We start from the raw sequence: 22959 nt of genomic DNA, 5'->3' as shown, positions 1-22959 counted from the left end.
GTCACTTACGGCCCATGCCGGCGGCAACATGGGCCGTAAGTGACCCCGCGTCGCTGAAAGCCAGCCTTCGCCGCGCCCCGGCATTTCGAATCGGTAACGCCAGCTTTTATGCTTAGCTGGAGCCTTCGTAAGTGTGGGGGCATCAACTCGTGAGGAAACCGGTATAGATGAGTAGTGTTCTGACAATCCGCGGCGGCGTCCCTTTGACCGGCCGCGTCACCGTCAGAGGTGCCAAGAACCTTGTTCCCAAGGCCATGGTGGCTTCCCTCCTCGGCAACGAACCTTCGGTGTTGCGGAACGTCCCGGAAATCAAGGACGTGGAGGTGGTCACCAGCCTGTTGCAGCTCCATGGCGTAACTGTCGAGAAGGATCCCGTCACCGGCGATCTCACCCTGGATCCCAAGAATGCGAAGACGGCATCCAGCACGGCGATCGATGCCCACGCCGGGGACTCCCGTATCCCGATCCTGCTGTGCGGTCCGTTGATCCATGCCATCGGCGAAGCCTTCATTCCCGATCTCGGCGGCTGCAAGATCGGCGACCGGCCGATCGACTACCACTTGAACGTGCTCCGCCAGTTTGGCGCCGTCGTCGAAAAGCGCCCGGGCGGCATCCACATCTCCGCTCCCAAGGGACTCCACGGCGCAAAGATCTCGCTCCCGTACCCGTCGGTGGGAGCCACCGAGCAAGTCCTGCTGAGCGCCACGCGCGCCGAGGGCATCACCGAACTCAGCGGTGCCGCCACCGAACCCGAAATCATCGACCTGATCGCTGTGCTGCAGAAGATGGGTGCCATCATAAGCGTCCAGACCGATCGCACCATCCGGATCGAGGGCGTCCGGGACTTGGGTGGCTACGACCACCGCGCACTGGCGGACCGCAATGAATCGGCGTCGTGGGCTTCGGCCGCCTTGGTGACCCGCGGGGACATCTTCGTAGAGGGCGCTTCCCAGCGGGACATGATGACTTTCCTTAACACCTACCGCAAGGTGGGCGGCGGCATGGATATCCGCGAGGACGGCATCCGTTTCTACCACCCCGGCGGAAAGCTGAGCCCGCTCGTCCTTGAAACGGATGTGCACCCGGGCTTCATGACCGATTGGCAACAGCCCCTGGTGGTCGCCCTGACGCAGGCGGAAGGCGTGTCGATCGTCCACGAAACCGTGTACGAGAACCGCTTCGGCTTCACCGATGCCCTGACCCGCATGGGCGCAACCATCCAGGTCCACCGCGAATGCCTCGGAAGCGTGCCATGCCGCTTCGGCCAGCGCAATTTCCTGCATTCCGCCGTCGTCTCAGGACCCACCCCGCTGAGGGGCACCGATATCGACATTCCCGACCTCCGTGGCGGATTCAGCCACCTTATTGCGGCGCTCGCCGCGACCGGCACATCCAGGGTGACCGGGATCGACATCATCAACCGCGGCTACGAGCGCTTCACTGAAAAGCTCGCTGGCCTGGGCGCCGATTTCGACCTCACCGAATCCAAGTAACGGGGGAACACCTTGAAGGAATCGGCCCAGAGCCGTGCCATGTTCGCTGTTCTTGCGGGAGTGGCGCGACCGCTCATGAACATCCTCATGGCAAAGAAGTGGGAGGGGACCGAAAAGCTCCCCGCGGGTGGCTTCATCGCTGCTCCGAACCACTGCACCGAGATCGACCCCATTGTCGTGGGCCACATGCTCTACAACATGAAGCGTCCTCCGCACTTCCTCGCGAAAGCGGGCCTCTTCAAGGCCCCCGTCCTGGGTAGCCTGTTGCGCGCCACGAACCAGATTCCAGTGGAGCGCTCGACGACGGGGGCGAACCGTTCGTTGCAAGCCGCCCAGGAAGTGGTGGATGCCGGCGGCGCCATCATCATCTATCCGGAGGGCACCCTGACCCGTGATCCGGATTTGTGGCCGATGAAGGGCCACACGGGAGCCGCACGCCTGGCAATCCAGACCGGAGCTCCCGTGGTTCCCATTGCCCATTGGGGTGCCCAGGAGGTGTTCCCCCGCTATGCCAAACGCCTGCATGTCTTCCCACGCAAGACATCCCGCATCCTGGTAGGCGAACCCGTGGACCTCAGTGCTTTCCAAGGCCGGCCGCTGGACCGGGCCACCCTGGTTGAGGCGACGGACATCATCATGGACGCCATCACGGAGCTTCTTGCTACCTTGCGCGGGGAAGAACCGCCCAAGGAACGCTGGGACCCTGTTGCCCACAACCAGTCGAAGCACGGTCGCTTCCAAGCGACTGAAGAAACGTCCGGCACCAATGGCACGGACGGACAGCAGTGACCTCGGGGGATGAACTCGTGGCCGACACAGCTGTTGTCGCCGTACTTGGCGCGGGATCCTGGGGCACGACGTTCGCAAAGGTCCTGGCGGATGCTGCAATCGCCACCGGTGCGGAGCGCAGTATCCGCATTTGGGGCCGTCGGGACGAAGTGGTCGCCCAGATCAACGCGGAGCACCGCAACCCCCAGTACTTGAAGGACATCGCGCTGCCCGATTCCATCACGGCCTCGACAGATGTGGCCGAGGTCCTTGCGGGCGCGGGAATCGTGATCCTCGCCGTGCCGGCGCAGTCCCTTCGGCTTCAACTGCGCAAATGGAAACCGCTCGTGGCCCCGGGCGCCGTGGTCGTTTCCCTCATGAAGGGCCTTGAACTCGGCACCGATTCCCGCATGAGCCAGGTCATCTCCGAGGAACTCGATATTCCGCAGGAACGCGTGGCCGTTGTTTCGGGACCCAACCTGGCAATGGAGATCGCGCGCCAGGAACCGACGGCTTCCGTGGTGGCATGCAGCGACGAAGCCACCGCCGCATCGTTCGCGCTCTACTGCACCGCACCGTACTTCCGCCCCTACACGAGCAACGACGTGGTCGGCGTCGAAATCGGGGGAATCGTGAAAAACGTGATTGCCCTTGCCGTCGGAATCTGCGAAGGCAAGCAAATGGGCGACAACACCAAAGCATCGGTGATCACGCGCGGGCTTGCGGAGACCTCGCGGCTGGCCCTTGCTTTGGGTGGCGAAGCGCGCACGATGGCGGGTCTTGCCGGACTGGGAGACCTCGTGGCCACCTGTTCTTCGCCCCTGTCCCGGAACCACACCGCGGGGCGGTTGCTCGGCGAAGGCTTGACCCTTGAACAGGTCACCGAGCACATGACGCAGACGGCGGAAGGCATCAAATCCGGGTACGCTGTCTACGAACTAGCCGGAAAACTCGGTGTCGACATGCCGATCACCGCGGCCGTGGTAGCCGTCCTCGAAGGCAAACTGTCCGTTGATGAACTTGGGCCCAGACTCCTGGCCCGCTCCCTGAAGTCCGAAGGCGATTACTGACTGTGACCGAAGAATCCCTGTCCGCCGGAACTGCTGAGTCCGCCGGAACTGCCGAGTCCGCGAAGCCGGCCGAACATCGGCGCCCGCGCGTCGCCGTGCTCTTTGGCGGCCGATCCAGCGAGCACGCGGTCAGCTGCGTGACGGCGGCCGGCGTCATGGGCGCCATCGACAAGAGCAAGTACGACGTCGTCCCCATCGGGATTGCCAAGTCTGGCCAGTGGGTGATCCCGTCCGCTGACATCAGCCAATGGTCGCTGAGCGCCTCGGCCTTGCCTGAGGTGGCGCCTTCCGGGAAGACCGTAACCCTCGCTGAGGTGGGGGGAGCCCACCAGCTGATCGTCACGGCACCGAATGCGGTGCCCGAGGAACTGGGCTCCGTGGACGTCGTGTTTCCGCTCCTGCACGGCCCTTGGGGCGAAGACGGCACCATCCAGGGCCTACTGGAGCTCTCGGACACCCTTTATGTGGGAGCCGGGGTCCTCGCATCCGCCGTCGGCATGGACAAGCATTACATGAAAGTTGTTTTCGAGGCCGCAGGGCTCACCGTGGGACCGTATGTCGCCGTCACTGATCGTGAATGGATCAACGACGCCGAAGCCGTGCGCAAGCGCGTGGACCGCCTCGGCTTTCCTGTCTTCGTGAAGCCCGCCCGCGCCGGTTCCTCAATGGGGATTTCCAAAGTGGATTCGATGGATGACTTGGACGCGGCGATCGAAGAAGCACGACGGCACGACCTCAAACTGGTGATCGAGGCGGGCATTGTCGGCCGCGAAATCGAGTGCGCCGTCCTTGAAGGACGTGGCGCTGCGGCGCCGCGAACCTCCATGCCGGGGGAAATCGCCGTTGCTCCAGGCGAACACGAATTCTACGACTTCAATGCCAAATATGTGGAGGACGGCGCGGCAGCTCTTAGCTGCCCGGCCGACATTCCGGACGAGGCCATTGCGCGCGTCCGTGAGCTCGCGGCGGCTGCGTTTGATGCGGTCGGTGCCGAAGGCCTCAGCCGCGTGGACTTTTTCTACACTCCGGACGGCGAACTCATCATCAACGAGATCAACACGATGCCGGGCTTCACCCCGAAGAGCATGTATCCGCAAATGTGGGCGGCTTCCGGACTGGGTTACGCCGAGTTGATCGACGAGCTCATCTACCTGGCGCTCAACCGCAAAACCGGCCTGCGCTGACAGCCGGCTGGGGTTGACGACGTCCCCGCGCTGATAATCAGCCTGGGCTGCCTTTGCTACTTGCCCGGGGTGCTCGTCGGCAGGTTCTGCAGCAGCTCAGGCTGACCGATGCACTTGCGTACCGCTTTGATTTTCGCCGCGGCTGGCGCCAGATCGGCAAGGACCGTGGCGGAGCTGATCTTGTTCGGGTCCATGAGGATTTCGGTCGCGGGCTCGCGACCGTAGGTGGTCAGGGTCCAGACCGGGTCGCCTTCCTTGATGACCCAGTCGACGTCGTTGACAGTGACGCAGCGGTCCGTGGTGGGGCCCGGCACGTTGACGCCGCAACGCAGAATCAGGACAGACGGATCGCCCCACGCCGCCGTGGCCTGGCTGTTGGTCTTCCGAAGGGCGGCGTCCCCGATGGTGTCCGGGAGCGACACCATCATGGGTGCGCAAGCGGCGTTCGCGGCATCAGCGGCGGGCTTGACGTCGACGACGGGGGAGCAGGCCGCGAGCGTAAGAACCGAAACCGCGGCGGCCGTCAGGGAGCAAAGGGCGCGGACGTACACAGCGGCTTTCGTTTGTTGCATTGATCAAGCCTATCTCGGCTGCGGCAATCCGAGGATCGGGAAGCGGGCGCCAAGGGACAGCCTTTGTTGTCGGCGGTTCGCGATAGCGTAGAGCTGTGTCCATTGAACAACAGACTGTCGGCGAGCTCTCCGAAGGCGAGCTTCTCGCGCGCATCTTTCCGCGCCTGAACCACAGCAACAGCGTGCTGCTCGGGCCGGGGGACGACGCCGCCGTCGTCGCCGCCCCTGATGGCCGGACCCTCATTTCCATCGACACCCAGACCCAGGACCAGGACTTTCGCCTGGAGTGGAACAACGGATACCGGACTACGGGGTATGACGTCGGCTGGAAATCGGCGGCTCAGAATCTCAGCGACATCAACGCAATGGGTGGTACCGCCGTCTCCCTCGTCGTCAGCTTGACCATGCCGCCCGGCACCCCGGTGCCGTGGGTTGAGGATTTCGCGGATGGCCTGACAGCCGGCATCGTCGGCTTGGGGGCTGGCGATTGTTCAGTTGCCGGGGGAGACCTGGGCCGTGGCCGCGAAATCGCGGTGACCGTCGCCGTCGTCGGGACAATGCACGGGCTTCCTGCTGTCTTGCGCTCCGGGGCTTGTCCTGGGGACACCCTGGCCCTTGCCGGAACTGTTGGCCGCGCCGCCGCGGGACTGGCGCTCCTTGAAAGCACCATACCCGTGGGCAATCTGAACCCTGCCCAGCGCGCACTCATGGACAGCCAGTGCCGGCCGCAGCCGCCTCTCGCCGCAGGACCGCAGGGTGCCAAGGCAGGAGCGACTGCCATGATGGACGTCTCCGACGGGCTGTTGCGCGACGGCGCCCGCCTCGCCGAAGCCAGTGGCGTCGCACTCGACCTCGATCCCATCGCGCTCAAGGCCCTCGCCACACCCTTGGAAGCTGCCTCGGCTCCTCTGGGCCTCGATCCCATGGACTGGATCCTGGGTGGGGGAGAGGACCATGGCCTGCTGGCGACATTTCCAGCAAATGTTCAGCTACCTTCCGGCTTCACTGCGATAGGCTCGATCCAGGCCGTTGCCGAAGGACAGCACAGCGGCGTCCGGATAGCGGGAATGCCCGCTGACACCGTGGGATGGGATCACTTTGCAGACTAAGATTGCCGCCAATACGCACGCCATGAAGCGGTGGCTGGGCAAAGCGGAGACGACGCTCGGGAACCACAGCGACCGCCTCAACGCCATCAACATCTTCCCGGTGGCCGACGGCGACACCGGCACCAACCTCTACCTCACCGTCCGCGCCGCCGCGGCAGCATTCGCCAGCGGTTCCACTGTGGATGAACCGGCAAACGACGTCGGTGCTGTCCTGGCCGCGGCCGGACGGGCGGCCATGGAGCAGGCCCGGGGTAACTCCGGGACACTCTTTGCCGTCTTTTTGTGCGCACTGGCTGAGCCGCTGGGCGGGCACACGCGCCTTAGCGCGCCGCTGCTTGCCGCAGCCCTGAACCGGGCCCAGATCCGGGCTTGGTCGGCCTTGAGCGAGCCGGTGCCCGGCACCATGCTCTCCGTTCTCGAAGCTGCCGCAAGGGCAGCGGGTGAGTGCGATACTGCGCACAACGGCGATGACAGCAACCAGGCCTTGGGCCTGGCGCTCGATGCCGCCGTCAATGCCGCGCTGGATGCCGTGGTGCAAACCGAGGACCAACTTGCCCCGCTGCACGCCGCCCATGTTGTGGACGCGGGCGGGGTAGGCATGTTGTTGATCCTGGACTGCCTGCGTTCGGCTGTGCTCGGCGAAGAACTCCAGGATGAGCTCCTGGACGGGCTGCACGGCTATGACCTGCAGGATCCGCATATCCACGCCGGAATGCCCGACGACGACGGCGTCGAGGTCATGTGCACTATCAGCCTTTCACCGCTGGCCGCTGCCACGCTCCGTCAGCGCTTGGACGAACTCGGCGACTCCGTGATCATGAGCCAGGTAGGCAGCGCGAGCCACGCCGGCAGCCCGGCAGGACCGGACGACGCCGGGTACGACGATGATGACGACGAGGACGCCGCAGAAGTGAGCTACCGCTGGCGCGTGCACGTCCACGTTCCGGAAGCTGAACCCGCCGTCGCTGTCATCCGCTCACTCGGGGACCCCACCGACATTTCCGTCAGCCAACTGTCGATGCCGCGCGACCCAGGCCTTCCGGCAGGCCAGCACGGGCATGAATACTGAGCTTCAGCTTCCCCTTGAGCGGAGGATCGGCAAACGCTCCGCTTCCGTCATCGAGAAGCACCTTGGCCTGGACACTGTCGGGGAGCTGCTGAACTACTTTCCCCGCCGTTACTTGAGCCGTGGGGAGCTGACGCCCATCAGCAAACTGCCGTTGGATGAAGAGGCCACCCTCATCGCCAGGGTCCTGTCCAACTCAACCCGGCAAATGCGGGCAAGGCGGGGATCGTTGACGGACGTCGTGGTCACGGACGAGGCCAGCGGTGAGCAGATTCCGGGAACGTTAAAAATCAGTTTCTTCAACGGCTTCCGCGCCCGCAGCGAACTCCAGCCGGGGCGCCGGGTGATGTTCTCCGGGAAGGTCAGCCGCTACGGCGGATCCCTGGGCATGACCAATCCGGACTTCATGCTGCTCGACGAGGACCCGGAGCTGGCCGGTTCCGTCGATCCGGAAAAGCTCGCGGCCATGCCCATTCCCGTGTACCCGGCCACCGCGAAGCTCACCAGTTGGTCCATCCACAAGGTCATCACCACGCTCCTGGACACCATCGATGTGGACAGCATCGAGGATCCGCTGCCTGCCGACATCGCGTCCCGGGAGAAATTCCTGGGAGTAGGGGATGCGTACCGGCTGATCCATTCTCCGGAAACAGCGGCGGACTGGCAGCGCGCCCGTGACCGGTTCCGCTACCAGGAAGCACTGGTTCTGCAGACTGCGCTGGCGCGGCGCCGGGCCCAGTTGGCTGCCGAGGAGGCCACCGCCCGTCGGCCCCTGCCCGAAGGGCTCCTTGCTTCCTTCGACCGGCAACTGCCATTCACGCTGACGGCAGGCCAAGCCGCGGTCGGTAAGACGCTCTCCCACGAGCTGGCACAGGACTCGCCGATGAACCGCTTGCTGCAGGGCGAGGTCGGTTCCGGAAAAACGATCGTGGCCTTGCGGGCCATGCTGCAAGTGGTGGATGCCGGCGGGCAGGCTGCACTGCTTGCACCCACGGAGGTCCTCGCGGCACAGCACTTCGATTCCATCCGGAGGACCCTGGGCCCACTGGCCCGCGACGGTTTGTTCGGGGGCGCCGGGATGCTGGGCGGGGCCGGATTGCTGGACAGCGGCCCCGGATCGGTCCAAGTCGCCTTGCTGACAGGCTCCATGCCGGCGGCCGCCCGCAAGCAAGCCATGCTGGACGCGGCCTCGGGCAACGCCGGGATCGTGATCGGCACCCATGCGCTGCTGAGTGACAAAACATCGTTCCAGGACCTGGGGCTGATCGTGGTGGACGAGCAGCACCGCTTTGGGGTGGAACAGCGCGACGCCCTGCGTGCCAAGGCCAACCGGCCGCCCCACCTCTTGGTGATGACCGCCACTCCGATTCCGCGCACCGTTGCCATGACCGTCTTCGGCGACCTCGAAACGTCCGTGCTGGACGAACTCCCTGCCGGCCGGGCGCCCATCTCCACCCACGTCGTCGGGCTCGCAGAAAATCCGGGCTGGGCGGCGAGGATCTGGAAACGCTCGCGGGAAGAGATCGACGCCGGCCACCAGGTGTACGTCGTCTGTCCCAAGATCGGAGACGACGACGACGGCGACTTCAGCCCGGGCGAAGCAGAGCCAAGCGACGCCGAACTTTCGGAAGAGGGCCCCGCGCGCGAGCTCGCCTCGGTGACCGCGGTCGTCGAAACGCTCAGCCAGGAGCCCGCCCTGCGCGGTGTCCGGGTGGAGCCCCTCCACGGACGGCAGGATCCGGCGCTCAAGTCCGAAACCATGGCCTCGTTCACCGCCAACGAGACCCAGTTGCTGGTGTCCACCACGGTCATTGAAGTGGGCGTGGACGTCCATAACGCCACGCTGATGGTGATCCTCGATGCTGACCGCTTCGGTATTTCGCAACTCCACCAGCTGCGCGGGAGGGTGGGCCGCGGCGGTCTCCCGGGGACGTGCCTTCTGGTCACGACGCTCGAACCCGGCCATCCAAGCCGCAGGCGCCTCGATGCCGTTGCTTCCACTACCGACGGCTTCGAGCTTTCCCAGGAAGACCTGAAGCTACGCCGGGAAGGCGACATCCTGGGCGCCTCCCAATCCGGCGGGCGCTCCACCCTTAAGCTGTTGCGGGTCCTGGAGCATGAGGACGTGATCGCCCGTGCCCGAACCGATGCCCAGTGGCTCGTGGCGAACGACCCCCTGCTGGAGGGGCAACAAGCCCTGGCCGCGGCAATTGACGAATATCTGAACCCCGAAAAGGAGGCGTTCCTTGAACGCGGCTAAGGAATCCATGCCTGAAGGCGCGCCTGTGTGCGGCGCCCCGGGAGTTGGCCGGTGAGCCGGATCATTGCCGGCATGGTCGGCGGCAATCCGCTGGTCAGCGTCCCGGGAAACGCCACCAGGCCCACGACGGACCGCGTCAAGGAGGCCTTGTTCTCGCGGCTCGAAGCCCTCGACGCGATCGACGACGCCCGGGTTTTGGATCTTTATGCGGGTTCGGGCTCGCTAGGCATCGAAGGTGCCAGCCGGGGCGCGCGCTCGGCCGAACTCGTGGAGTTCGATGCGCGCGCCTCCGAGGTCTGCCAGCGAAACGCAGACATGGCCAACCAAGTGCTCGGACGCAGGATCGTCTCGGTCCATCGTTCCAAAGTGGAGTCCTTCCTGGAACGCGCGGCGGATGAGGTCCTCTGGGACCTGGTGTTCCTGGATCCGCCGTACCCTTTGGATGAGCCTTCCCTCAAGGCTGTCCTGGCCAAGCTTGCCTTCCACCTCGATGAAGGCGCCGTGGTGGTCGTCGAGCGTTCCTCACGGTCACCGGAACCGGACTGGCCGGACACCCTCGAACGGTTTGCCGACAAGAAGTACGGCGAAACCAAGCTCTGGTTCGCCGAACCCGTCTAGCGCATGCTCGGCGACGCTGCGCTAGCCCGATAACCGGCGCTAGCCCGAAATCCGGTCCAGCTCCACTCCGCTCAGTACAGCCGCCGGATGCGGCCCCCGGGCCAGGAGTTCCGCTGTCCAGCCGGCTGGCCACGGCCGGCGCGTCCCCACCAGGATGATGTTGCCGGGGTACCGGCCGGCGAACATGCCGCTCTCGGCGAAGGCGGCAACGTCGGGCATCGCCCGGCGCATCGCGGCGACCTGGCTGCGCACCAGGGTCAAGGCCGCTTCGTCGCCGACATTGACGATGAGCACCCCGTCGGGCCGGAGCCGCGCCGCGGCCTCCTCATAGAACTCCTGGCAGGCGATATGCGCCGGAGCCTCGGGACCGGAGAAGATGTCCAGGATCACGACGTCGAACTCGAGTGCCGCGGGCAGTTCGGCGAGGGTTTCGCGAGCGTCGCCGATATGGGTCTCCAAGCGGGTGCCGTGCGGCATGGGCAACTTCTGCAGCACGAAATCGAGCAATTCACGTTCGAGCTCGACGGCGTGCTGTTCCGAACCGGGCCTCGTCGCCTCGATGTAGCGGGCCAGGGTCAAGGCCCCCGCGCCAAGATGAAGGGCAGTGATGGCCTGTTCGGCCGGCGCGGCCAGATCCACCACATGGCCGATCCGCCGCAGGTACTCGTAGAAGATTTCCGCGGGTTCCGCGAGATTGACATGGGATTGCTCGGCGCCGCCGATGCGCAGGATGTAGGCACCGTCGATCAGCGCGTCGGCCTCGATCGCTGCATGCTGCCCGGTGGTCCGCAGGAAACGCCGTCCCTCGTGACTTTGGCCGGTGGACACAGTCAGAGCTTGTCCCGCAGGGTGGCCAGCCTGGCGGCCGCTTCTTCCAATGCTTCGGTCTTCTTGCAGAACGCGAATCGGAGAAGGCTGCGCGTCCTTTCCGCGCCTTCCGGGTGGCAAAACACCGGGACGGGGATGGCAGCCACTCCTACGAGCCCCGGCAGTCTTCGTGCCAGGTCCACGGAGTCGCTGATGCCGAGGGGCGCGGTGTCCACATTGATGAAGTATGTTCCCTGCGGCGTGTAGACATCGAAGCCGGCGGCCCGCAGTCCCTCAGCGAGGATGTCCCGCTTGTGCTGGAGAGCGGACGCGATGCCGGCGTAGAACTCATCGGGCAGGGCGAGGCCTACGGCGATTGCACTTTGGAAGGGAGTGCCGGAGCTGTAGCTGAGGAATTGTTTGACGGTGCGGATCGCTGCCACGAGGTGGGCCGGTCCGCTGAGCCAGCCGATCTTCCATCCGGTGAACGAAAACGTCTTGCCGGCCGAGGAAATCGTGACACTTCGTTCGGCTGCTCCGGGGATGCTGGCGATCGGAAGGTGCCGCACCCCGAAGGTGAGGTGCTCGTAGACCTCATCGCTGAGGATCACGGCATCGTATTTCCGGGCGAGTTCGACGATTCGTTCCAACACCTCGCGAGGGAATACCGCGCCCGTGGGATTGTGCGGGTTGTTGAGGAGCACAAGCTTCGTACGCTCGCTGAATGCCGATTCCATGGCGTCCACGTCCGGAAGGAAGTCCGGCGCCAGCAAAGGAGCGGTCACATGCTTGGCCCCGGCAAGTCCAATGATGGCGCCGTAAGAGTCATAGAAGGGCTCGAAGGTCAGCACCTCGTCGCCCGGTTCGATGAACGCGAGCAATGAGGCGGCGATGGCTTCAGTGGCCCCGGTGGTCACAATGACCTCGGTCTGCGGGTCCGGGGTCAGTCCGTAGAAGCGTTCCTGGTGCGCGGCGATGGCTTCGCGAAGTTCAGGGATGCCTTTGCCTGGTGCGTACTGGTTGGCTCCCGCCGTAATGGCTGCTTGGGCTGCTGCCTTGATTTCCGCAGGCCCGTCCTCATCCGGGAATCCCTGGCCCAGGTTGATGGCGCCGGTGGATATTGCCAGGGTGGTCATCTCTTCGAAGATGGTCACTCCGAGGCTGCCGTCGGCCGAAAGCAGGTTTGCTCCGCTGGCGGCTCGTTGCCAAGGGGCGACGGACGTGTTCTCGCTGAGAGAGGCCGGGCTCGTCACTGTGGGGTTGCCTTCCTGGGTGCTGGCATCCGGCTCGTCCGGCCCGCCGTTTCAGCCATGGTATCGCCATAGTGCCTGCGGCCCCGGATGGGGTAGGTTCGAACCATGAGACGCGCAGTGTGCCCTGGCTCCTTCGACCCCATCCACAACGGACATTTGGAAGTCATCGCAAGGGCCGCCGGCTTGTTCGACGAAGTCGTCGTCGCGGTGTCCACCAACTACGCGAAGAAGTACCGCTTCAGCCTGGAAGAACGCATGGACATGGCGCGGGAGACCCTGGCTTCGTTGCGGGGCATCATCGTGGAGCCGATGGGTGAGGGACTGCTCGCCGAATACTGCAGGCACCGGGGAATTTCGGCGATCGTGAAGGGCCTGCGTTCGTCTTCCGATTTTGACTACGAACTTCCCATGGCCACCATGAACCGCCAATTGTCCGGCGTCGAGACTGTCTTTCTTCCGGCGGAGGCCCATTACCTGCATTTGTCCTCCACGCTGATCAAGGAAATTTCCCTCCTTGGCGGCGATGTCTCCGATTTCGTGCCCAAATCGGTGCTCAAAAGGCTCCTGGCTGGCGGGTCGGCAGCGGAGTAGCCCCGCAACGGGTAAGCTGGATCGGTACCTCGGGCAGAACGCGTTGCAATTGACCCGGTTTGAGTCCGTTCGCGCGTTCAGGCTAAGATGGTACGTCGGTCATATGTTCTACAGGAGTTCTCATTAAGCGAGATGCAAGTTCGCCTTTGACGCTGGACGTCAAGGACCTCGGACGTAGTCCAGGAAGCATGCGGACGCTCACGGAACATGTACCCGCGCCAAGTGACCTTGGCGTGGCACTCATTGGCGTTCAGGAAGGCTCGGATATCGAGCTCGACTTGAGGCTTGAGGCCGTACACGAAGGAATTCTGGTATCTGGAACCGTATTCGCTGAAGTCAAGGGCGAATGCGGACGATGCCTGGATCCCCTTGCGTATGACCTTGAGGTCAATGTGCAAGAACTTTTCTTCTATGAGGGCGTCGAGCTTTCGGACGAAGAAGACGATGAAGAGCAACGTCGAGTCGAGCACGATCTAATCGATCTTGAACCGGTGTTGCGGGACGCGGTTGTAACCATGCTGCCGTTCCAGCCGGTGTGCCGGGAAGACTGCCAGGGCCTCTGCTCAATATGCGGAGTGCGTCTGGAAGACGAGCCGGGGCACCACCACGAGGACCTGGATCCTCGCTGGGCTGCCCTAGCTGAACTGGCTAAGACCGACCGGCAAACTGATTAGTAAGTGCTGACTAAAAGAGAAATGAGATAGCCGTGGCTGTTCCCAAGCGGAAAATGTCTCGCGCAAATACACGCGCCCGCCGTGCCCAGTGGAAGGCAACTGCCCCCAACCTGGTCAAGACCATCGAAAACGGCCAGGTTGTTTACAGCCTGCCGCACCAGGCAAAGGTCGTAACCGACTCCGCCGGGACTGCGCTGTTCCTTGAATACAAGGGCCGCAAGGTCGCAGACGTCTAAATCCGCCACAAGGCTGACAAGGATGTCTTCAACTGAAGAGCTTCTGAAGCGTCTCGGTGTCTCCATTGACGCCGAGACGCTTCGTCTTGCTCTGACACATCGTTCATACGCGTATGAAAATGGCGGGATTCCCACCAATGAGCGCCTCGAATTCCTGGGCGACTCCATTCTGGGCTTTTCCGTGACCGATTCGCTGTACCGCGACAACCCGGCACTGCCGGAAGGCGAACTCGCCAAGCGGCGCTCCGCCGTCGTCAGCACCCGCGCCTTGGCGGGTATCGGCCGGGACCTCGGCATCGGAGAATTCATCTACCTCGGGCAGGGCGAAAGACTCACCGACGGCAAGAACAAATCTTCAATTCTCGCTGACACCATGGAAGCGCTCATTGGCGCAACCTATCTTTCCAACGACATGGAGACCGCCCGGCAACTGGTCATGCGGCTCGTTGGCCCGTTGCTGAAGGACGCCGCAGCCCTTGGGGCCGGCACCGACTGGAAGACCAGCATGCAGGAGCTTGCCGCGAGCCGTCAGCTCGGGTCCATCTACTATGCCGTCGAAGGCTCCGGTCCGGACCATGCACGCACCTTTGAGGCAGTGCTCCAGATCGGCGGCACCGCCTACGGCAAAGGCTCGGGCCACTCCAAGAAGGAAGCCGAGCAGGAAGCCGCCGCGGATGCGTGGCGCACGCTGAACAGCAAAGTCACGCTGAACAGCAAAGCCGACGCTCCAGCCGATCCTGCGCACAGCGCCTGAGTCCGCGTGCCGGAACTGCCCGAAGTCGAAGTGGTCCGCCGTGGCCTGGCACGTTGGGTACGAGGCCGGACCATCACGTCCGTGGACGTCCTGGACCCCCGCTCTATCCGCCGCCATGCGCTAGGCACGGAAGACTTTATCGGCAACCTTGAGAACTCTACGGTTTTGGACGTCGTCCGCCGGGGTAAGTTCCTGTGGATGCCCCTGCGGACCGAGGAATCCCGCAGCGCCGCTGGCACCGCCGGCGACGTGTCCGCCGAGGCGATGCCCGGCGTCGCGCTGATGGCGCACCTCGGCATGAGCGGGCAACTCCTCATGCAAGACCCCGGGGTTCCCGATGAGAAGCATCTCAAAGTCCGCCTCCGGCTCAGCAGTTCCGACGGCATGCCCGAACAGCTGCGGTTTGTGGACCAACGGATCTTCGGCGGACTGTTTGTCACCTCCCTTGTACCGACGCCCGACGGCGGGCCCGGGGGCCAAGGCGAGACACCCCTCCCGGAAATTGCCGAAGAAGCCTCCCACATTGCCCGTGATCCGCTGGATCCGCACTTTTCCTTTGACGATTTTTACCGCAAGATCAAGGCCCGCAAGACCGGGCTCAAGCGTGCCCTGTTGGATCAGGGAGTTATTTCGGGGATAGGCAACATCTACGCCGATGAGGCCCTTTGGCGGGCCAAACTCCACTATGCCAAGCCGACAGACACCCTTAAGCGGTCCGATGCCGTGAGGCTCGTCGATGCCGCCAAGGAAGTCATGAGCGACGCCCTGGCGGCTGGTGGGACGAGCTTTGATTCGCTTTACGTCAATGTCAACGGAGCGTCGGGATACTTCGCCCGGTCCTTGGATGCCTATGGCCGGGCGGGCGAACCGTGCAGGCGTTGCGCCGCTGTAGGGTTGCCGGGTGTGATCAAGCGCGAGCAATTCATGAACCGCTCTTCCTACACTTGCCCAATCTGCCAGCCGAAACCCCGCAACGGCCGCTGGTAGCGGCCCGGAAATCCGTTAGACGTACCTAAAACAGGTAGTGCTACGCTACTCAATTCCACCTTCCGGCTGACAGACTGCCGCCATGAAAGCCTGGGCTGTCCGGATCGCCGGATGCCACTGGTTCGGAGACGAGGGATGGGGGCGCCTGTGTACATTTCAATGGCTGACCGCACCGGCGGTAAGACGGATCCCAGCACGGCACGCACGGAACTGCAGGCCGGCCCGGGGGTGGCCTTCCGGTTGTCGCCGGTCATCCTCTGGCTTGGAATCGTCAGCATGGTCACCGATATTTCCTCGGAGTCCGTCTCGGCCATCCTCCCGCTGTACGTCACAGGGTTCCTAGGCCTCTCCACCATCGCTTACGGCTTCATTGACGGGCTCAACCAGGGCGCCAGCGCCATCGTGCGAATTGCTGCCGGCTGGGCATCCGACCGCACCGGGCACCCGAAGCGGGTGGCCATGGCCGGCTATGGCCTGTCGATGCTGGCACGGATCGGGCTCCTGTTCGTCGGCGGATTCTGGTCGCTCATCGGGGTCGTCGCCGGCGACCGCATCGGCAAGGGCATCCGCACGGCGCCGCGGGATGCCCTGATCTCGGCGGAAGCCCAGCCGGAACATCTGGCCAGATCTTTCGGTGTGCACCGGATGCTGGACAACATCGGCGCCGCAACAGGGCCGTTGCTGGCGTTCCTGGTCCTCCTGCTGATCCCGAACGGGTTCGGCACGGTTTTTGTGGTCTCGGTGGCGTTCGCCGTGATCGGCGTAGCAGTGTTGGTCTTGGTGGTGCCGGACCGGAGGACGCCGCGCGCGGCAGAGGCGCGGACAAGCGCACGTCCTGCCTTTAGATGGAGCCAGCTGAAGGAACCCGGACTCACGAGGCTTCTTGTGACGGCCGGGCTGCTGGCCTTGCTGACTGTTGGAGACGGTTTTATCTACCTCGTCCTGCAGGACCGGGACTCGTTCGCCGTGCAATGGTTCCCGCTGCTTTACGTGGGAACGAATATCATCTACCTTGTCCTGGCGGTTCCGATCGGGCGGCTTGCGGATCGCTGGGGCCGGGTCCGGGTGTTCCTCGGCGGCCACCTTTCCTTGCTGGCCTGCTATGTGCTGGCGGCGGCCCCCTTCGGAGGGATCGGTGTCACGGCGGCTTGCCTGATGCTATTGGGGCTGTTCTACGCCGCAACCGATGGAGTGCTGGCAGCGCTCGCCAGCCGCTTGGTCAGGCCCGAGAAGGTGGCCACCAGCATCGGCGCCGCCCAGACTGTCGTCGCCCTGTGCCGGATGGCGGCGTCAGCGGGCTTCGGGATCCTTTGGTTCGCCATCGGAGCGTCCGCTGCCATGCTGACAGCCGGCGTCGTGTTGGCTGCGGTGCTGGCGGCCACGGCAGTGCTCATGGGCACGTCCCGGAAACGGGAGGCCGACGCATGACACCGCGCAGCCGGATACCGGCCGCGGAACGGAGGGCTGCAATGCGGCCCACCACTCAGGGACGGACCGGCGAAACAACCGGGCAACGGTTGATGATCAGCAGGCAGCGCGTCATAACGCTGCTGGTGATCACAGTCACCGCGATCGCGGCGGCTGGAATCTATGCGGCGCTGGAATTCCAGGGTGCCAAAGCGAGCCAAGCCGCGCCGCCCCCTGTTGAAGTCACCACGTCGCAGGCCTTGCCGGTTGCACCTTTCGTTCTCTTCCGCAACACCGCCCCGGGCCAAGGCTTCGGCGAGGCTGCGACAGTACCGTTGACGGATCCGGGTGGCCCGAGGGCATTGAGCGGAATAGCCTGCGACCGCGTCTACGGCACGTCTGCGATGGCGTTTTGCCTGCAAACCAAACACGAGCTCGCTACAAACTTCCAAGCCTCGGTGTACGACAGCCACTGGAAGCAGACGGCGAGTTGGCCTCTTCCAGGCATCCCGAGCAGGGCACGGACCAATGCCGACGGTTCACTGATGGCCTCCACCGTTTTCGTGTCCGGCCACTCCTACTCCGCAGCCGGATTCTCAACGGAAACCGTCATCCGGGACCAGGCCGGGCCGGTCAGCGGAAACCTCGAAGGCTTCGCGCTGATCCTGGACGGAAACAGGATCAAGGCCACTGACAGGAACATCTGGGGCGTCACCTTCGTCCCCCGGCAGCCGGATGTCTTCTATGCCACGGCCTCCTCCCAGGGCAAAATCTGGCTCGTAAAAGGGAGCTTCGCCGGGCGGACGCTGACTGTAGTCGGCTCGGGGATTGAATGTCCCTCCGTATCCCCGGACGGCACCCGCATCGCCTACAAGAAGAGTGACTCCGGCTCCCTGACCGGCCACCGCCGTATCGCCGTCCTGGACCTCGCCAGCGGCAAGGAGACCGTGCTGTCCGAGCAGCAGAGCATCGACGACCAGATTGAGTGGCTGGACAACTCCACCCTGCTATACGGCCTGCCGCGTAACGGCTCTGGAACCGACAGCGACATCTGGTCGATCCGGACCGACCCTTCCGCGGCACCCGCCCTCTTCATTGAGCACGCATGGTCTCCGTCAGTGGTCCGGTAATGCGCCCAGCCGCAGCCAATCCGGGCCATTCGGCGGGAGGGCGGTAGATTTAGGCCGTAAAGCAGCCACTGCCGCCATTGAAAGAGAACCGAAACACCTTGCACCTGAAAAGTTTGACTGTCCGGGGATTCAAGTCGTTCGCGTCGGCCACGACGTTCGACTTCGAGCCGGGAGTCACCGCCGTTGTCGGCCCCAACGGTTCGGGCAAGTCCAATGTGGTTGACGCGCTGGCCTGGGTCATGGGCGAACAAGGTGCCAAGACCCTGCGCGGCGGCAAAATGGAAGACGTCATCTTCGCGGGTACCTCGGGGCGGCCACCATTGGGCCGCGCGCACGTTGCGCTGACGATCGACAACGCCGACGGCGCCCTGCCGATCGAGTACAGCGAAGTCACCATTTCCCGCACACTGTTCCGGACCGGCGGATCCGAGTACGCCATCAACGGCTCGCCATGCCGCCTCCTGGACATCCAGGAACTGCTCTCGGATTCAGGCCTTGGCCGGGAGATGCATGTGATCGTGGGGCAGGGGCAACTCGACCGTGTCCTGCACGCCACCCCAGAGGACCGCAGGGGATTCATCGAAGAAGCGGCAGGCATCCTCAAGCACCGGCGTCGCAAGGAAAAGACCGTCCGCAAGCTGGAAGCCATCCAGGCGAACCTGCAACGCCTTGGCGACCTCACGACAGAAATCCGCCGCCAACTCACGCCGCTGGGCAAACAGGCCGAAGTCGCCCGCCGCGCCCAGACCGTGCAGTTCGACGTTCGTGACGCCAAGTCCAGGCTGTTGGCCGATGATCTCGTCCAGCTGACCCAGGCGCTGGAGAAGGACGTCGCCGACGAAGCCGCGTTGAAAGAGCGCCGCGAGGTGGTAGAAGCGGAGCTCAGCGCAGGCCGTCAACGCCAGATCCGTCTTGAGCAGCTCGCGGCTGAGGCCACACCCAAGCTCAATGCGGCCAGGGACAACTGGTACCAGCTGTCGGCAACCAGGGACCGGCTTCGCGCCTTGGGATCCCTCGCTACCGAGCGCCGCCGTCTCCTCGGTTCCTCCGATGCTGCCCCGGATTCAGGCCGCGACCCGGATCACCTGGACCGTCAGGCCGCCCGGGTCCGGCAGGAACAGGCGGAGCTGGAGCACGACATCCTGGCGAAGCAAGCAGCCCTGCTCGAGGCTACGGCAGCCAAACAGGAAGCCGAGAACCTTGCCGCGGCAGAGGACAAGCGCCTGACGGCCGTGTTGCGGGCAGCAGCCGATCGCCGTGAAGGCCTCGCGAAACTCGTAGGTCAGTTGGCCGCCGCACGATCGCGGGCCGAGGCCGCCGAGGCCGAGAGGGGCCGGCTCAGGGAATCGCTGGCAGCCGGCGAGGAACGCCGTCGCCACGCGCAAAGTGAGTTTACAGCCCTCGAGTCGCAAGTGGCCGGCGTTGAAGACGGCGAAGAAAGCCTCGACGCCGAATACGAAGACGCCAGCACCCTTCTTGACGAGATCAACGCCGAGATTGAAGCGTTGAAAGCTGCCGAACGCGATGAAATCCGCCAACGCGATTCGCTCACCGCCCGCCGTGATGCCTTGCAGCTCGGACTCAACCGCAAGGATGGCTCTTCGCGGCTTCTGTCTTCGGACCACCCTGGAATCCTGGGCTCGCTGGCCTCCCTCCTGACGGTGGAGCCCGGGTATGAGACCGCCGTGGCCGCAGCGCTTGGCAGTGCTTCCGACGCCGTCGTGGTGGCGGACGGCGCGGGAGCCGTCGCCGCGATGCAGCTGTTGAAGGACGCCGACGCCGGACGCGCCTCGCTCTTGGTGGCAGGCGCGGTCCCCTCCGCGGCTCCGGAGCCCGGCCTGCGGGAACTGCCAACGCTGCCTGACGGTGCGCGCTGGGCTGCCGAGTTGGTGGCGACTGACGCCAGCGAAGCCAGTGGCGCGGTGAACCTCCTGGCGTCCACCGCCGTCGTCGACGACTTGCATGCGGCGGCAAGCCTCATTGCCGGCAACCCGACGCTCACTGCGGTGACCCTCGAAGGCGACGTCTTCAGGGCCCTGACGGTAGACGGTGGATCGGCCACGGCGCCGTCGCTCCTTGAAGTCCAGGCCGCAGTGGACGACGCCGACACCCGGCTCCTCGAGCTCACCACCCGCCTTGAGCGGGGCAAGTTCGCCCTGGCTGGAGCCGAAGCACGCCGGGCCGATGCCCAGGAACGGGCGAACGCGGCGCTCGACAAACTTCACGACTCGGATGCCCGCCTGGCGGCAGTCGCGGAACGGCTCGGCCACCTGAACTCCCAGTTGCGCAGCGCCGTCGGGGAACGCGATCGAATGGCCGAGTCCCTGGCCAAGGCCGAACTGAACATCGCCGTGGCAGAGGAATCCCTTGAGCTTGCCGCGGAACGGCTGGCCGCGGCGCAAGAAGCCCCCCAGGAAGAAGAGCCTTCCACGGAGCACCGCGATGCCTTGGCCCGGGCTGCCAGCGATGCCCGGTCCCGTGAGATGGAGGTCAGGCTGGGCTTGCGAAGTGCCGAGGAACAGCTCGCCGCGACCAGCAACCGGGCCGCATCCCTCGAACGGGCCGCCGCAAGCGAACGGCGGGCACGTGAAGAAGCCGCGCGCCGGGCCATGCGCCGCAAAGCCCAAGCCGAGCGGGCCTCCGCCGTCGCTTCCGCCGTCGAACAGGCCGTACGTTTCGTCGATGTGTCGGTGGACCTGGCTGCCCGCGCCCGCGACCTGGCCGAGGCGGTCCGGGAGCAGCGCGAAAAGGAACTCGGCGATGTCCGGAGCAGCAATGAGACGTTGGCCCAGGAACTTGCCGGACTGACGGATTCTGTTCACCGCGACGAACTCGCCCGAGCCCAGCAAAGGCTCAGGATCGAAGCGTTGGAAACCCGCGCCATCGAGGAACTCGGCTTGTCAGCGGAACAAATCGTGGCCGATTTCGGTCCGGAGCAGCCCGTTCCCGTGCCCGCCGCTTCGGTGGACAAGTGGGCCGAACTCCGAACGCCGGTGGACGAGGACGGAAACGCCATTGTCGAAGGTGTCCCCTTTGTCCGCGCCGAGCAGGAGAAACGGCTCCGCAAGGCCGAACGGGACCTCGCCGCCCTTGGCAAAGTAAACCCGTTGGCGCTCGAGGAATTTGCCGCGCTTGAGGAACGCCACCAATTCCTGAGCACGCAGCTGGAAGACCTCAAATCCAGTCGCAAAGACCTTTTGGACATCATCAAGGAAGTGGATAACCGCGTCCAGCAGGTGTTTGCTGAAGCGTTCGCCGATACTTCCAAACAGTTCGACCACGTCTTTGCGCGGCTCTTCCCGGGCGGGGAGGGCAAATTGGTGCTGACGGACCCCGATGACATGCTGACCACCGGCATCGAGGTGGAGGCAAGGCCCGCAGGGAAGAAGATCAAGCGATTGTCCTTGCTTTCCGGTGGCGAACGGTCGCTGACAGCTGTCGCGCTGCTCGTGGCGATTTTCAAGGCGCGGCCCTCGCCGTTCTATGTCATGGATGAAGTGGAAGCCGCGTTGGACGATACGAACCTGGGCAGGCTCATCACGATTTTCGAAGAGCTGCGCGAGTCCAGCCAGCTGATTGTCATTACGCACCAGAAGCGGACCATGGAGGTCGCGGACGCTCTCTACGGAGTGACAATGCGGGGCGACGGCGTGTCCACCGTCATCAGCCAAAGGCTCGGTGCCGAGGTCTAGCTTTGTGAGAAGCTAGGGGAGTGAACGATCTCCTCCCCATTATTTTGTCCATTGTCGCTGCCATCGTGGTGGTCGGAGGGCTGATTCCTGTCCTGCTCAAGGCGCGGAAGTCCTCCTCGACTTACGCTGGAACGCGCGACGCCAACGACCCCGCCGACAGGGCCCCGGCGGGCGGCGGAACGATCGTCGACGACGCCCCCGGAACCGCGCCGGATCGCACGGTGCCCGGCAACGTCGTCGAGCCCGCCGAGCTCGCCGTACCGGAGACAGACGTTCCGGACGACGCCGCAGGACTGGAACTTATCCAGGTGGAGACCCCCGCGCCTGTCGAGGGCCGCCTCAACCGGCTTCGCGCGCGATTGGTCAAATCCAACAGCATTCTCGGCAAGGGTCTCCTGGCCCTGCTTTCGAGCGACAAGATCGACGAGAACGTCTGGGACGAAGTCGAGGAAACACTGCTCCTTGCCGACCTCGGCACCGAGCCCACCATGCAGCTGGTCGATGCCCTGCGCGCACGGGTCAAGGTCCAGGGCACCCGCAGCCCCGAGGACGTCAAGGCCCTCCTGCGCGAGGAGCTCATCAAGCTCGTGGATCCCACGATGGACCGCAGCTTGAACGTGGAACGCAAGGGAGCCCACCCGGCCATCATGATCGTCGTCGGCGTCAACGGGGTGGGCAAGACCACCACCGTCGGCAAGCTCGCGCGCGTTCTCGTGGCCGAAGACAAGGACGTCCTGCTGGGCGCAGCCGACACCTTCCGCGCAGCGGCTGCCGAACAGCTTGCGACGTGGGGCCAGCGAGTCGGCGTCGCAACCGTCCGGTCGCACGTCGTCGGCGCGGACCCCGCCTCTGTCGCCTATGAAGCCGTCAAGTCCGGCATTGAGCAGGAAGTCGATGTCGTCATGATCGACACCGCCGGCCGCCTGCAAAACAAGGTCGGCCTGATGGACGAGCTCAGCAAGGTCAAGCGCGTCATCGAGAAGCTGGCCGAAGTGGACGAAGTCCTGCTGGTGCTGGATGCGACCACCGGCCAGAACGGCCTGAACCAGGCCAAGGTCTTTTCCGAAGTGGTCAACATCACGGGAATCGTGCTCACGAAGCTGGACGGCACGGCGAAGGGCGGGATCGTCGTCGCGATCCAAAAGGCCCTCGGCGTGCCGGTCAAGCTTGTCGGCCTCGGCGAAGGACCGGACGACCTCGCGCCGTTCGAGGCCGAAGCCTTCGTCGACGCCCTGCTCAACTAGGTGCATCTAGCCCAACTAAATAGCAGTTAATGTCGTTTTCAGCC

General features: G+C 64.5%; 20 protein-coding genes. 17 read left to right on the top strand and 3 right to left on the bottom strand.

Translation table 11 applies throughout. The annotated features are described in order from the left end of the window. Positions 1 to 167 precede the first annotated feature (167 nt). From murA to QRN52_RS02140, 4 genes are read left to right on the top strand one after another with little or no spacing between them, the layout of a single operon-like run. Positions 168 to 1493 carry a UDP-N-acetylglucosamine 1-carboxyvinyltransferase gene (murA, locus tag QRN52_RS02155; protein ID WP_284751147.1) on the top strand — a complete coding sequence of 442 codons (1326 nt, stop codon included), beginning with the start codon at positions 168 to 170 and terminating at the stop codon, positions 1491 to 1493. A gap of 12 nt (positions 1494 to 1505) precedes the next feature. Continuing rightward, positions 1506 to 2282 (top strand): lysophospholipid acyltransferase family protein, encoded by a 777-nt coding sequence (locus QRN52_RS02150; RefSeq protein WP_284751146.1) that lies wholly within the window; start codon positions 1506 to 1508, stop codon positions 2280 to 2282. A 17-nt stretch (positions 2283 to 2299) separates the two neighbouring features. Beyond that, positions 2300 to 3331, top strand: a complete 1032-nt coding sequence (locus tag QRN52_RS02145; RefSeq protein WP_284751145.1) for an NAD(P)H-dependent glycerol-3-phosphate dehydrogenase — start codon at positions 2300 to 2302, stop codon at positions 3329 to 3331. 17 nt (positions 3332 to 3348) lie between these two features. Further along, positions 3349 to 4515, top strand: coding sequence for a D-alanine--D-alanine ligase family protein (locus QRN52_RS02140; RefSeq protein WP_502869682.1), 1167 nt, complete (start codon positions 3349 to 3351; stop codon positions 4513 to 4515). Between the two features lie 56 nt (positions 4516 to 4571). Here QRN52_RS02140 and QRN52_RS02135 read toward each other — a convergent pair whose 3' ends face one another. Continuing rightward, the gene (locus tag QRN52_RS02135; protein ID WP_284751143.1) at positions 4572 to 5087 is read right to left on the bottom strand and encodes a DUF3515 family protein; all 516 of its coding nucleotides are present in this window, start codon (positions 5085 to 5087) and stop codon (positions 4572 to 4574) included. 95 nt (positions 5088 to 5182) lie between these two features. On the opposite strand from QRN52_RS02135, the gene thiL reads away from it, so the two are divergent. From thiL to rsmD, 4 genes are read left to right on the top strand one after another with little or no spacing between them, the layout of a single operon-like run. Continuing rightward, the gene (gene thiL / locus QRN52_RS02130; RefSeq protein WP_284751142.1) at positions 5183 to 6196 is read left to right on the top strand and encodes a thiamine-phosphate kinase; all 1014 of its coding nucleotides are present in this window, start codon (positions 5183 to 5185) and stop codon (positions 6194 to 6196) included. A gap of 22 nt (positions 6197 to 6218) precedes the next feature. Further along, positions 6219 to 7265, top strand: coding sequence for a DAK2 domain-containing protein (locus tag QRN52_RS02125; RefSeq protein WP_284751322.1), 1047 nt, complete (start codon positions 6219 to 6221; stop codon positions 7263 to 7265). After that, positions 7255 to 9522 carry an ATP-dependent DNA helicase RecG gene (locus tag QRN52_RS02120; protein ID WP_284751141.1) on the top strand — a complete coding sequence of 756 codons (2268 nt, stop codon included), beginning with the start codon at positions 7255 to 7257 and terminating at the stop codon, positions 9520 to 9522. The genes QRN52_RS02125 and QRN52_RS02120 overlap by 11 nt, the downstream gene beginning before the upstream one ends. Positions 9523 to 9573: 51 nt before the next feature. Next, positions 9574 to 10140, top strand: a complete 567-nt coding sequence (gene rsmD, locus QRN52_RS02115; protein WP_284751140.1) for a 16S rRNA (guanine(966)-N(2))-methyltransferase RsmD — start codon at positions 9574 to 9576, stop codon at positions 10138 to 10140. 39 nt (positions 10141 to 10179) lie between these two features. On the opposite strand, the gene QRN52_RS02110 is transcribed toward rsmD, so the two are convergent. Continuing rightward, positions 10180 to 10968, bottom strand: a complete 789-nt coding sequence (locus QRN52_RS02110) for a spermidine synthase (RefSeq protein WP_284751139.1) — start codon at positions 10966 to 10968, stop codon at positions 10180 to 10182. A gap of 2 nt (positions 10969 to 10970) precedes the next feature. Continuing rightward, positions 10971 to 12200, bottom strand: coding sequence for an aminotransferase class I/II-fold pyridoxal phosphate-dependent enzyme (locus tag QRN52_RS02105; RefSeq protein WP_284751138.1), 1230 nt, complete (start codon positions 12198 to 12200; stop codon positions 10971 to 10973). A gap of 105 nt (positions 12201 to 12305) precedes the next feature. Between QRN52_RS02105 and coaD the strand changes: the two genes are divergently transcribed. The 9 genes from coaD (at position 12306) to ftsY (ending at position 22915) form a co-directional block, all read left to right on the top strand. Next, positions 12306 to 12791 carry a pantetheine-phosphate adenylyltransferase gene (gene coaD, locus QRN52_RS02100; protein WP_236811552.1) on the top strand — a complete coding sequence of 162 codons (486 nt, stop codon included), beginning with the start codon at positions 12306 to 12308 and terminating at the stop codon, positions 12789 to 12791. Between the two features lie 146 nt (positions 12792 to 12937). Beyond that, on the top strand, positions 12938 to 13465 hold the full coding sequence (locus QRN52_RS02095; protein WP_059387665.1) for a YceD family protein: 528 nt from the start codon (positions 12938 to 12940) through the stop codon (positions 13463 to 13465). Between the two features lie 32 nt (positions 13466 to 13497). Further along, on the top strand, positions 13498 to 13701 hold the full coding sequence (rpmF, locus tag QRN52_RS02090) for a 50S ribosomal protein L32 (RefSeq protein WP_028264646.1): 204 nt from the start codon (positions 13498 to 13500) through the stop codon (positions 13699 to 13701). A gap of 22 nt (positions 13702 to 13723) precedes the next feature. After that, positions 13724 to 14455, top strand: coding sequence for a ribonuclease III (rnc, locus tag QRN52_RS02085; RefSeq protein ID WP_284751137.1), 732 nt, complete (start codon positions 13724 to 13726; stop codon positions 14453 to 14455). 6 nt (positions 14456 to 14461) lie between these two features. Next, complete coding sequence (gene mutM, locus QRN52_RS02080) at positions 14462 to 15442, top strand: bifunctional DNA-formamidopyrimidine glycosylase/DNA-(apurinic or apyrimidinic site) lyase (RefSeq protein ID WP_284751136.1); 981 nt, start codon at positions 14462 to 14464, stop codon at positions 15440 to 15442. Between the two features lie 228 nt (positions 15443 to 15670). Further along, the gene (locus tag QRN52_RS02075; RefSeq protein ID WP_284751321.1) at positions 15671 to 16870 is read left to right on the top strand and encodes an MFS transporter; all 1200 of its coding nucleotides are present in this window, start codon (positions 15671 to 15673) and stop codon (positions 16868 to 16870) included. Between the two features lie 41 nt (positions 16871 to 16911). Next, the gene (locus tag QRN52_RS02070; RefSeq protein WP_350225119.1) at positions 16912 to 17979 is read left to right on the top strand and encodes a hypothetical protein; all 1068 of its coding nucleotides are present in this window, start codon (positions 16912 to 16914) and stop codon (positions 17977 to 17979) included. A 98-nt stretch (positions 17980 to 18077) separates the two neighbouring features. Continuing rightward, positions 18078 to 21671, top strand: a complete 3594-nt coding sequence (gene smc, locus QRN52_RS02065) for a chromosome segregation protein SMC (RefSeq protein WP_284751135.1) — start codon at positions 18078 to 18080, stop codon at positions 21669 to 21671. A 20-nt stretch (positions 21672 to 21691) separates the two neighbouring features. Next, positions 21692 to 22915: a signal recognition particle-docking protein FtsY gene (gene ftsY / locus QRN52_RS02060; RefSeq protein WP_284751134.1), complete on the top strand. Its 1224-nt coding sequence runs from the start codon at positions 21692 to 21694 to the stop codon at positions 22913 to 22915. The last annotated feature ends 44 nt before the right edge of the window (positions 22916 to 22959 follow it).

The organism is Arthrobacter sp. efr-133-R2A-120 (genome assembly GCF_030209835.1).
In the GTDB taxonomy this organism is placed as follows: Bacteria; Actinomycetota; Actinomycetes; order Actinomycetales; family Micrococcaceae; genus Arthrobacter.
Note: the sequence above shows the minus strand (reverse complement) of the source record. Positions and strands in the feature narration are given on the sequence as shown.